Below are 266 nucleotides of genomic sequence, written 5' to 3'. Positions count from 1 at the left end.
TATTCGTACATCCGTTGATCACGGTACCGCGCTGGACCTGGCGGGTAAAGGCGAAGCCGACAGTGGCAGCTTTACCCAGGCAATGCTTAAAGCAATCGAGTTAGCAAAACACCAACAATGAATAAAACGCATTTAGGCCATACCGCGCGAAAGCGGTTTGGTCAGAACTTTTTAAATGACACCTTTGTCATCGAACAGATCGTCGATGCCATTAATCCGCAAGACGGCGACAACCTGGTGGAAATCGGCCCCGGTTTAGGCGCATT

At 50.0% G+C, this 266-nt stretch carries 2 protein-coding genes; both read left to right on the top strand.

Annotated elements, in window-relative coordinates:
- Positions 1–121, top strand: a 121-nt coding sequence (locus tag NLF92_RS13155) for a 4-hydroxythreonine-4-phosphate dehydrogenase PdxA (protein WP_254102668.1), incomplete at its 5' end; no start/stop codon positions are given.
- Positions 118–266 (top strand): rRNA adenine N-6-methyltransferase family protein (locus NLF92_RS13150; RefSeq protein ID WP_284700443.1); only part of this gene is annotated, 149 nt, incomplete at its 3' end. The genes NLF92_RS13155 and NLF92_RS13150, both read left to right, overlap by 4 nt.

Source organism: Opacimonas viscosa (assembly GCF_024199005.1).
GTDB lineage: Bacteria > Pseudomonadota > Gammaproteobacteria > Enterobacterales > Alteromonadaceae > Opacimonas > Opacimonas viscosa.
This window is presented reverse-complemented; position numbering and strand designations above follow the sequence as displayed.